At 64.2% G+C, this 10,026-nt stretch carries 9 protein-coding genes; 4 read left to right on the top strand and 5 right to left on the bottom strand.

Annotated elements, in window-relative coordinates; translation table 11 throughout:
* Nucleotides 1-2: 2 nt before the first annotated feature.
* The 3 genes from V2S85_RS22490 to V2S85_RS22500 all read right to left on the bottom strand — a co-directional run bounded on the left by V2S85_RS22490 (nucleotide 3) and on the right by V2S85_RS22500 (nucleotide 3,859).
* Entirely contained in the window at nucleotides 3-1,139 is a 1,137-nt protein-coding gene (locus V2S85_RS22490; protein ID WP_277668185.1) for an aldose epimerase family protein, read from the bottom strand.
* Between the two features lie 63 nt (nucleotides 1,140-1,202).
* The gene (locus V2S85_RS22495) at nucleotides 1,203-2,060 is read right to left on the bottom strand and encodes an SMP-30/gluconolactonase/LRE family protein (protein WP_330705040.1); all 858 of its coding nucleotides are present in this window, start codon (nucleotides 2,058-2,060) and stop codon (nucleotides 1,203-1,205) included.
* Nucleotides 2,060-3,859, bottom strand: a complete 1,800-nt coding sequence (locus tag V2S85_RS22500) for an IlvD/Edd family dehydratase (protein WP_330705041.1) — start codon at nucleotides 3,857-3,859, stop codon at nucleotides 2,060-2,062. The genes V2S85_RS22495 and V2S85_RS22500 overlap by 1 nt, the downstream gene beginning before the upstream one ends.
* 502 nt (nucleotides 3,860-4,361) lie before the next feature.
* Between V2S85_RS22500 and V2S85_RS22505 the strand changes: the two genes are divergently transcribed.
* From V2S85_RS22505 to V2S85_RS22520, 4 genes are all read left to right on the top strand, one after another.
* Nucleotides 4,362-7,133, top strand: a complete 2,772-nt coding sequence (locus V2S85_RS22505; protein ID WP_330705042.1) for a TonB-dependent receptor — start codon at nucleotides 4,362-4,364, stop codon at nucleotides 7,131-7,133.
* A gap of 130 nt (nucleotides 7,134-7,263) precedes the next feature.
* Nucleotides 7,264-7,413 carry a hypothetical protein gene (locus tag V2S85_RS22510; RefSeq protein WP_330705043.1) on the top strand — a complete coding sequence of 50 codons (150 nt, stop codon included), beginning with the start codon at nucleotides 7,264-7,266 and terminating at the stop codon, nucleotides 7,411-7,413.
* 6 nt (nucleotides 7,414-7,419) lie between these two features.
* The gene (locus V2S85_RS22515; protein ID WP_330705044.1) at nucleotides 7,420-7,716 is read left to right on the top strand and encodes a hypothetical protein; all 297 of its coding nucleotides are present in this window, start codon (nucleotides 7,420-7,422) and stop codon (nucleotides 7,714-7,716) included.
* Between the two features lie 591 nt (nucleotides 7,717-8,307).
* Entirely contained in the window at nucleotides 8,308-9,339 is a 1,032-nt protein-coding gene (locus V2S85_RS22520) for a tyrosine-type recombinase/integrase (protein ID WP_330705045.1), read from the top strand.
* A gap of 265 nt (nucleotides 9,340-9,604) precedes the next feature.
* On the opposite strand, the gene V2S85_RS22525 is transcribed toward V2S85_RS22520, so the two are convergent.
* A complete protein-coding gene (locus V2S85_RS22525) occupies nucleotides 9,605-9,847 on the bottom strand; it encodes a hypothetical protein (protein WP_330705046.1) in 243 nt (80 codons plus the stop codon).
* A gap of 71 nt (nucleotides 9,848-9,918) precedes the next feature.
* Nucleotides 9,919-10,026 (bottom strand): IS3 family transposase (locus tag V2S85_RS22530; protein ID WP_330705047.1); only part of this gene is annotated, 108 nt, incomplete at its 5' end.

Consider the following 10,026-nt stretch of genomic DNA (forward strand, 5'->3'; position numbering starts at 1 on the left):
TGTTATTGCGCGACGAAGAACTTGTAGGTCATGACATTCCGGTAGGTCTTGCCGGGAGCGAGGCGGACCGAGGGGAACTGCGGCTGGTTGGGGCTGTCCGGGAACAGCTGGGGTTCGAACACCAGCACGTCGCCCTCGCGGTAGATCTGGCCGGACTTGCCGGTGATGGTGCCGTCCATGAAGTTGCCCGAGTAGAACTGCAGGCCGGGCTGGTTCGACCACAGCTCGAAGCCCCGGCCCGAGGTCGGTTCCTCGACGCGCGCCATCAGGTGCTCGTCCTTGGTGACGCTCTCGCCGACGACCCAGTTGTGGTCGTAGCCGCGCCCGTAGACGATCTGCGCATCCCTTGCGTCGCGCACGCGCGCGCCGACGGCGGTGGGCTTGCGGAAGTCGAAGGCGGTGCCATCGACGCTGCGGTGCTCGCCCAGGGGAATCGAGGTCTCGTCGGTGGGGGTGAAGCGGTCGGCGGGGATGGTCAGCAGGTGGTCCATCGCCGTTGTGCCGGGGCCGGCAAGGTTCCAGTAGGCGTGGTTCGAGATGTTGACGACGGTCGGCTTGTCGGTGGTGGCGGTGTAGGTGATCGTCAGCTGGTTCTGCTCGTCGAGCGCGTAGGTCGCATCGGTGGTGAGCGTGCCGGGATAGCCCATGTCGCCGTCGGGGCTGACGTAGCGCATGGTGACGCTGGCGGCGCCGCCGGACTTCTGGCCGTTCTTTACCTCGCGCACGGTCCAGACGACCTTGTCGAAGCCTTTGGTGCCGCCGTGGAGCGAGTTGACGCCGTTGTTGACGGGGACGGTGTAGTCCTTGCCGTCGAGCGCAAACTTGCCCTTCGCGATGCGGTTGGCGACGCGGCCCACGGTGGCGCCGAAGAACTCGGGCGCCTTGGTGTAGCCCTCGAGGCTGTCGTATCCGACCGCGACGTCTACCGCCTTGCCGTCGCGCCCGGGAACCATGACCGACTGGATCGAGGCGCCCAGCGTCATCACCCGCACCGACATGCCCTTGGCGTTGGTGAGCGTCACCGCCTCGACCGTTTTGCCGTCGGGCATCGTGCCGAAGTTCTCGCGCTTCGCCTCGGCGGCGAGCGCGGGGGTGGACACCGCTGCGAGCAGGGCGGCGGTAGTGATGGCCTTGAGCATTCTCTCTCCTCTTGTCCCGGTTGGCGCCGCCGGTGTCGACCGTTTGCGGCACCCTCCATGATGTCAGTCCCGGTAGAGACAGGCGGGCAGGCCCACGCAGCCGGGGTTCAGTTCGAACAGCGCGCCGCCGTGTTCCTCGTCGACGCCGTTGGCCGAGCTGGTGACGTAGAGGTGGTCAAGCCGCTCGCCGCCGAACACGACGTTGGTGATCTGGCTGGCCGGGAGCGCGATGCGGCGGACCAGCGTGCCGTCGGGCGCGAAACGGCGCACCGCGCCGTCGCCCCAGCAGGCGACCCACAGGTGCCCCTCGGCATCGAAGGTCATGCCGTCGGGCGAGCCCCAGCTTTCATCGTCTGGGAAGGTGATGAAAGGCTCGCGCGGGCCGAGCACGCCGCCTGCCAGCGGGTAGCGGAAGATCACGCCCAGCGCGCTGTCGGTGTGGAGCACGAAGCGGCCCTCGGGGTCGATCGCCGGGCCGTTGGGGATCGTGTAGTCCTCGGGCGCGGCGCGGCTGACCTTGCCGCCCTCGAAGCGGTAGAAGCTGCCCACCGGCTCGTCGCAGGAATAGGGCATGGTGCCCATCCAGATCCGGCCGAGGCTATCGGCGGCAGCATCGTTGACGCGGTTGCTGTTGGGTTCGCCGCAGATTTCCGCGATCGTCTCGACCGTGAACGGGTCGAGCGTGACGGTGGCGACGGTAGTGCCGATGCCTGCGACGAAACCGCCCCCGGCGCGCCCGAGGATCCAGCCGGTGGCATCGCCCGTCTCCCAGCTCTCGACCTTGCCGGTGGCGGGGTCGAGGCGGTTGATCCGCTGGCCGAGGATGTCGGTCCACAGCAAGACGCCGTCGCGGGCTGACCAGAACAGCCCCTCGCCAAGCACATCGGCGCGGTCTCGGACAATTACGCGGATTTCGGTCATCAGTGGCTGTCCCGTGGCAGGCCCTTCGTCTGGGCGATACGCTGGTACTTAACCGCCGATTCCAGTACCGCTCCAGTCGCGAACTGGCCGACGAGGCCGCGCTGGATCTCCTGCCACGGGGTCTGCGATTCCGGCGTGACGCTCTCTTCGATCGCGGCGAGATCCTCGCGGCGGCGGGCGAGTTCGGCATCGTCGACCAGCATGTCGGCGCTGCGGGCCTTGAGGTCGATGCGCACGCGGTCCCCGGTGCGCAGCAGCGCGAGCCCGCCGCCGACCGCCGCCTCGGGCGAGGCGTTGAGGATCGAGGGGCTGCCCGAGGTGCCCGACTGGCGGCCGTCGCCGATGCACGGCAGCGCGTGGACGCCTGCGCGGATGAGCGCTGCGGGCGGGCGCATGTTCACCACTTCCGCGCCGCCCGGATAGCCGACGGGCCCCGCGCCGCGAATGACGAGGATGGTGTTCTCGTCGATGGCGAGTTCGGGGTCGTCGATGCGGTGATGGTAGTCCTCTGGCCCGTCGAACACCACCACACGGCCTTCGAAGGCGTCGGGGTGCGCTGGGTCGGACAGGTAGCGGCCCCGGAACTCCTCGGAGATGACCGAGAGCTTCATCACCGCGCCGTCGAACAGGTTGCCGCTCAGCACGGTGAGCCCGGCGGCATCCTTGAGCGGACGCTCGATCGGGCGGATCACCTTGTCGTCGTGGATGCGCACGCCCTCGAGGTTCTGCGAAACCGTGCGGCCATTGGCATTGAGCGCTTCGCCGTCGATCAGCCCGGCCTTCGCCAGCTCGCCCATCACCGCAGGGACGCCGCCCGCGCGATAGTAGTCCTCGCCCAGATACTCGCCGGCGGGTTGGAGGTTGACCAGCAGCGGCACGTCGGCGCCGTACTCTTCCCAGTCCGCGAGCTTGAGGTCGACGCCGATGTGGCGGGCGATGGCGTTGAGGTGGATCGGCGCGTTGGTCGACCCGCCGATCGCCGAGTTCACGCGGATCGCGTTGAGGAAGGCCTCGCGCGTCAGGATGTCGGAGGGCTTGCGGTCGGCCTTGACCATTTCGACGATCTGGCGGCCGGTCTCCCAGGCGCATTCCTGCCGATCACGGTAGGGCGCGGGGATCGCGGCGGACCCGGGCAGCGACATGCCGAGCGCCTCGGCGAGCGAGTTCATCGTCGTCGCCGTGCCCATGGTGTTACAGTAGCCGGTCGAAGGCGAGCCCGAGGCGACCAGCTTGAGGAAGCCGGGATAGTCCAGCTCGCCCTTGGCCAGCATCTGGCGCGCTTTCCACACGATCGTACCCGCGCCGGTTCGCTCGCCCTCGTGCCAGCCGTTGAGCATCGGGCCGACCGACAGCGCGATCGCCGGGATGTTGACGGTCGCCGCCGCCATCAGCGCGGACGGGGTGGTCTTGTCGCAGCCGATGGTCAGCACCACGCCATCAAGCGGGTAGCCGTAGAGCACTTCGACGAGGCTGATGTAGGCAAGGTTGCGGTCGAGCCCGGCCGTCGGGCGCTTGCCGGTTTCCTGCAGCGGGTGCGTGGGAAACTCGATCGCGATGCCGCCCGCGTCGCGGATGCCTTCCTTGACGCGCTCGGCCAGCACGAGGTGGTGGCGGTTGCAGGGGACCAGGTCGCTGCCCGACTGCGCGATGCCGATGATCGGGCGATCGGACTGCATCTCCTCGATCGACAGCCCGTAGTTCAGGTAGCGCTCGAGATAGAGTGCGGTCATGTCCGGGTTATCGCGATTGTCGAACCATGAGCGCGAGCGCAGGGTCGGGCGAGTAGCAGTGCCGGTCATGGCGGCGTTGTCGTCGACGGAAGAAATGTCGGCCTCCCTCAGGTTCGCTCGCCCATTGATGCCGCAATGTGCAGCGACCCTCGCGGGAGCGTTGAGGGAGCGGCTACCACTGCGTTTTTTTCGTGGCAACCTATTTATACGACAAATACGTCTTGTCCTATAGAAAGCGTTAATGTATTTCATCACGCGATTGGCCCAACCGTCCTCTGGCGATCAGCCTGGAACGAGGATCATTGCGAAGGTGATCCACTCCTCCAATCGCTCCGGGTAATTTAGACGGGGTGGCCGAGCGCCGCCCCGTCTCTTTGATAACATGAACCCGCCCCATGCCCAGTCGTCTCCTGCAATGTTCGATACCTAGTCAGTCGACGTCTCCGCGATCCGACCGGTGCAAAAAACGATAAAACCTTTTTATATGATAAAACGATTGACATGACTGAAGCGCTGTCGTGAAAAGCGCGCGCAAAATGGCCGCAAGGCGGCGTCAATGGATGAGGGCATCATGAGGTTTAAGCAATTTACAAGCGTGTCCGTCTCGATGCTGGCGATCATCTTTGCTACCACCGCACATGCGCAGAACACCGATCAGGACGCGAATGCGCCGGCGCCGGATTCTCAAGCTGAGTCCCCCACAAACGAGATCGTCGTCACCGGGCTGCGGCAGAGCCTTGAAAAGGCCGCAGCGATCAAGCGGGAAGCCCCGCAGGTCGTCGATTCGATCGTGGCTGAGGACATCGGCAAGTTCCCCGATCCGACCACAGCGGCCGCACTGCAGCGGGTGCCTGGTATCCAAGTGCAGGTGGGCACCAACAACGAGATCACGAACGTCCGCATCCGCGGCCTCGACGACATTCTGACCACGCTGAACGGCCGTGAGATCTTCTCCGCCACCGGCCGCGGCTTCGCGCAGCAGGACATTCCGGCCGTCGCGCTCTCGCGCGTTGATGTCATCAAGAGCAGCACGGCGGATCTGATCGAAGGCGGCATCGCCGGCCTCATCGACCTCCAGCTCAACCGCCCGTTCAATTTTAAAGAGCCCACGATCGTAGCCACCGCGCGCGGCAACTATTCGTCGAACACCGAAAAGCTGAATCCGCAGATGGGCCTGCTGCTCGCTGACCGCTGGGATACCGGCATCGGCGAGATCGGCGCGCTGATCAATGCCAGCTACGCCTATTTCGACTACTATCGCCCGACCACCTTCGTCGGCGAGCGCCGCAGCTACGCCGCCTCGCCGTTCAACTTGCCCGGCGTGCTCGGCCCGCTGAACTTCGGCGCGATCAGCAACGTCGGCCACTACTCCCGCCCGCAAGTCAACGGTTCGCTGCAGTGGCAGGCGAGCTCCAACTTGCAGGTCTACGCCGATGCCCTGTTCGCCGGCTACCGGGCCAAGGAAGCCTACATCTACCAGGCTACCCCGTTCTTCAATCCCGAAACGCAGATCTCGAACGTTGTAATCGACCCGAACGAGTGCATCAACGCACGCGTCGCGCTGAACGGAAACTCGAACCCGACTGCTGCGCAGATCGTGGCCGGCCAGTTCACCAACCAGACCTTGTGCAACCTGGAATCGGCCACGTTCACCAATGTGCGCCTGAACAGCAGCACCCAGGCGCACAAGTATTCCGCCGACAACTACATGGGCGCGGTCGGCTTCAAGTTCGACAATGGCGCCACCAAGGTCGATTTCGACCTTGGCTACCAGAAGTCGATCGCGCACAACGAACTCATCGTGGTCGACACTGGCAAGCGGATCACCGTCAACCTCGACACCAATGTCGACAACGGCGGCGTGGTGATCGAGCCGGGCAATCCGGCCGCCATTGCCGATGGCTATGCGCTGCGCAACGGCTTCAACCAGACGTTCGAACGGTCTGACGGCCAGCTGTGGCAGGCCCGCCTCGATGCGACGCACGATCTGGGTGGCAGCCTTGGCTTCCTTGACAAGATCCAGGCGGGCGTCCGCTTCGCAGACCGCAAGGCGCTGTTCCAATCGGTCCTGTCCAACAAGGGCGCGCCCGGCGGCGACCTCGCCACACCCGTGGCCGGCAACCTGCCGGACAATTTCCTTGCCCTGAAGCCTGGCATCTCTCGCGCCAACAACGGTGCCAAGGGCCTCGCCCCTGATCCCGACTTCCTGCTTTCGGACGAAGGCTTGGAGATCCTGCGCGCGCTATACGGCCTTCCGGCTGGCCGGCCGAACTATGCGCCTGATCGGCGCTTCGACGCCCACGAACGTACCTACGCCGGCTATGTCCAGCTCGCCTACGAGTTCGACCTGAGCGGCCCGGTCACGGTTGACGGCTTGATCGGCGTACGCCCGACCTACACCGAGCGCGAGATCGCCGGGGCCGGTCTCGTGAACGGCGTGGCGGTACCGATCTCGGCCAAGTCCACCGACACGAACGTCCTGCCGAACGCCAGCGCGCGCATCCAGTTCGGCGGCGGCCTGCAGGCCCGCGTCACATATGCCAAGGCGATCCGCCGCCCCGAGTTCAGCGCGCTCAACCCTGGCCTGACTTATACGCTGTCGACCAACCCCAACATTATCAACGGCGGCTCGGCGGGTAATCCCGATCTCAAGCCGCAGATGTCGGACAGCTACGATGCCACGTTCGAATACTACTTCGGGCCGAGCTATCTCCAAGTCGCCGCCTTCTATCGCAGCATCAAGAACCGCGTCGTCTCGCAGGCGCAGCTCGAGACCATCGACGGGCAGGTCTACAACATCAGCCGTCCGCGCAACATCGGCGAGGCCGAACTCAAGGGCGTCGAAGTGGGCGGGCAGACGTTCTTCGACTTCCTGCCCGGGGCGCTGTCCGGCCTGGGTGCCTTCGGGAACTTCACGTACATCGATTCGCAGATCAAGGGCAGCGATCCGCTGGCCGGTTACCCCCTGTTCCAAGTGTCGAAGTACAACTTCAACGCCGGCCTGCTCTACGAGCACAATGGTCTTTCGGGCCGACTAGTCTACACTTACCGCTCGCGTTACTACGACGTCGATGCCAGCGCGCTGGGCGCGGTGCGCGAGACGCTCAATCCGAGCCGCGTGAACGATCCGACCTATCGCCCGACCTCGCTGGCCTACGTCCGGCCCGCCGGGCGCCTCGACTTCAGTCTCGGCTACGACCTGAACGAGAATCTGCGCGTCGATGTCGGCGGGACCAACATTCTGCGCAGCAAGTACAAGAGCTACTACGATAATTCCTGGGAAGTCTTGGACTATCGCGACGACGATTCATCCTACACGATCGGGCTTCGCGCGCGGTTTTGACGTTGGTTGCGTCGCTGACGCTGGCGGCCCTCCAGAAGGTGGTCCCGGGGAGAAGATGCACTTCGCCGATCGTAGTGCCTATCAGGCGCTCAATGTGCCCGCCAAAGTGCGGAGTACGTGGAGGACGGTAATGAAGGTCTATTCCGAATTGCTGGCAACCGCGCGTGAGCGCCCGCGAACGGAATTCGGAGGCATCATCGAGATGCAGGATATCAGGCAGACCGAAAACGGGCCATGCGAACGCAAGGTCCCGATCGGCCAGCCAAGAATCTTTGGGTAGAACCGCATGGCGGATTGCCATGCCGACCGAGGTCGCCGATGGTTTCTCCAGAGAAAGGTAGAAGCCGGGAATTACGCGCGTGGCAACGTCAATCTGAAGGGTCAGCGTCGGCCGCCCCAGTGGTTTCCGGAAGTGCTCATCGACGATGATGATATCGGCAATCGTGTGGTCCATCTGCACGACCTGAAGCGGATACTCGGCCTCATAGGAGGCCATGACTGGACGAAAGCGATCTGCTGCAGCCTTGGCGCCGTCTCGGGCTTTGATCAGGTGTTCCCGCTCCCAGGCATCGACCCTAAGTAGAACCGTTTGCCGAGCCGGAGGTTGAAGGTTCTGCTCAAGGCACGAATAGCGTATCTGCCGAACCAACTGGGCGAGGGTCGGCTTTGGCCGGTTGAGATAGAATTTCGCTATCTCGGCATCGATCAAGCGGTCGATCTCGGAAGATAGGCGGGACCGGCCTTTCGGAAATCCATCGTGCTGGTCGACCAATGAGCTGGTAACTGGATTTTCCCGGTATCTCGCCAGAAGCTCGTAAATACGGGACCGGCTGAGGCCTAGTGCCGAGCCGGCCGCTGCAATCGCCTTGCGGCCAAGCCGAGGTTCCTCTGCGAGAGCGCGAATTATCGGCTCGCGCTCGCAAGCTGTACGCCACTGTGAAGGATCAACCGTCGTGAGGGCAGTGCCAGCTTCGGCCATGACCTATCCCCGATTTTTGCCAGGGACTCGTGTTGCCGGGTCCGGTCGTTTTGTAGCAGAATCGCGCCTTCAGGTCGAACGTCCGGAGGTATTCTTACACATGACCCAAGCGTTTCTGCGGTTTTCTCGTCCGCCCGTATTCTTTAACTGACATTTTCCGTGTGAAAGCACGAATGGACGGCGGGGAGGATGCGGGTGGACGAGCCAATCGACGACGGGGCAGGGCGGCCGGAAATCGCGGGCACGGCGAATGCGCTGGTCCCGGCCGGTGACCTGTCGCCGGCTTGCGCTCCGGAACTCGTCGCCGAGGTGGAAGCGGCCCGGGCCTATCGCCTGCGTTCCCGCAGCGCCAACACCCTGCGCGCCTACGCCAGCGACTGGCGCCAGTTCCAGCACTGGTGCTGGGGCAGGGGGCTCGAACCGTTGCCCGCGGCACCCGAGGCGGTGGCTACTTACCTCGCCTCGCTTGCCCGCGCGGGCCGCGCCGACAGCACGATCACCCGCCATCTCGCCGCGATCGTCTGGCAGCATCGCCATGAAGGACTGCCGCCGCCGACCGCGCACGACACCCACCAGCTGATCGCGGATACGCTTTCGGGCATCCGCCGCGAGCAGCGGGCGCGGCCCACGCGCAAGAAGGCGGCGATCGGCGCGAAGGATCTGGCGGGCATGATCGCCAAGGCAGACGGGTTGAACACTCGTGCGGTGCGCGACCGGGCGATCCTGGCGCTGGGGCTCGCTGCGGCGCTACGGCGGTCCGAACTGGTGGCGCTGCAACTGGCGGACATCGAACTGGTCGATGCCGGGGTGACGGTGCGCGTGGGCCATTCCAAAACCGATCAGGAAGGCGAGGGGGCCACGATCGCGGTGCCGACAGGAAAGACCCTGAGACCCGTCGCGCATCTCAACGCCTGGCTGGCCATTCGGGGCGGCGAGCCGGGACCGCTGTTCACGCGTATCGGGACGAAGGGGGAATACACTGCGGAGGCGATGTCCGATCGCTCGGTGGCGCGCCTGGTCAAGCGCTATGCCAGACTCCAGGGGCTCGATCCTGAGGTGATGGCGGGGCATTCGCTGCGCGCCGGTTTTCTCACCGAGGCGGCGCGCACCCGGGCCTCGCTCGCCAAAATGCAGGAGGTCTCGCGGCACAAGTCGCTCAAGGTCCTGCTGGGCTACGTGCGGTCGGCCGAGCGTTTCGACGATCATGCCGGCTCCGGGTTTCTTTGATAACCGGACCTACCGGTGTCAGGATCGGGATATTCGCGGCCGAGCATCGGATGAAGCGACGTAAGCGATAGCCGGGGTGTGGGACTTTGCGGTCATTGAGTGCAACCGTGCTGAACGGCAGCATCCGCCTGAACCGGTCGTTCCCCTGCTAACTTTGCCGGCGATCAACCAAGCCTGATTTGACGTGGTTTCCGGAATGTCCGCTCCGGAACACAGGGCGGCTCCTAACTGCCTGTCATTCACAGATCAAACCTGCTCGAATGGGCTAGCCCCCCTTACGGATAGCGCGTTCGAGTTTTCGAGCAATCATTCTGCCGAAGAAATTGCGGACAGGCGCCTCGGAGGCAACCTTCTTGTAGAGCTTGCCTTCGGAAAAATAGCTGGCATCTGCGATGAGAAACTTCCCGTCCTGACGCCCTTTGAGCCAGCATTCCGCCGGAAGCACTCGGTCGTTCGGTCGTTTGTCCGTCTTCAAAAAGATAACAAAGCTTCCTACGGAAAAGCGCACAGAGTTGATGCCCCCGTGCCGAGCTGGCATAGGAGCCCTGTAGAAATACACGTTGAATAGCCCCTAGTTTTCTAGACGCCTTGAGCCATCAAAGCCTGCTGCCGTTCGAACTCGACGGGCGACAGCATCCCGTTCCTGACATGCTTGCGGACCGGATTGTAGAACATCTCGATATAATC

The organism is Novosphingobium resinovorum (assembly GCF_036352595.1).
Taxonomy (GTDB): Bacteria; Pseudomonadota; Alphaproteobacteria; order Sphingomonadales; family Sphingomonadaceae; genus Novosphingobium; species Novosphingobium resinovorum_B.

Bases quoted from the DNA above. Each gene is read 5' to 3' on its own strand.
- V2S85_RS22490 (WP_277668185.1), bottom strand. From the start codon at position 1,139: ATGCTCAAGGCCATCACTACCGCCGCCCTGCTCGCAGCGGTGTCCACC.
- V2S85_RS22495 (WP_330705040.1), bottom strand. From the start codon at position 2,060: ATGACCGAAATCCGCGTAATTGTCCGAGACCGCGCCGATGTGCTTGGC.
- V2S85_RS22500 (WP_330705041.1), bottom strand. From the start codon at position 3,859: ATGACCGGCACTGCTACTCGCCCGACCCTGCGCTCGCGCTCATGGTTC.
- V2S85_RS22505 (WP_330705042.1), top strand. From the start codon at position 4,362: ATGAGGTTTAAGCAATTTACAAGCGTGTCCGTCTCGATGCTGGCGATC.
- V2S85_RS22510 (WP_330705043.1), top strand. From the start codon at position 7,264: ATGAAGGTCTATTCCGAATTGCTGGCAACCGCGCGTGAGCGCCCGCGA.
- V2S85_RS22515 (WP_330705044.1), top strand. From the start codon at position 7,420: ATGGCGGATTGCCATGCCGACCGAGGTCGCCGATGGTTTCTCCAGAGA.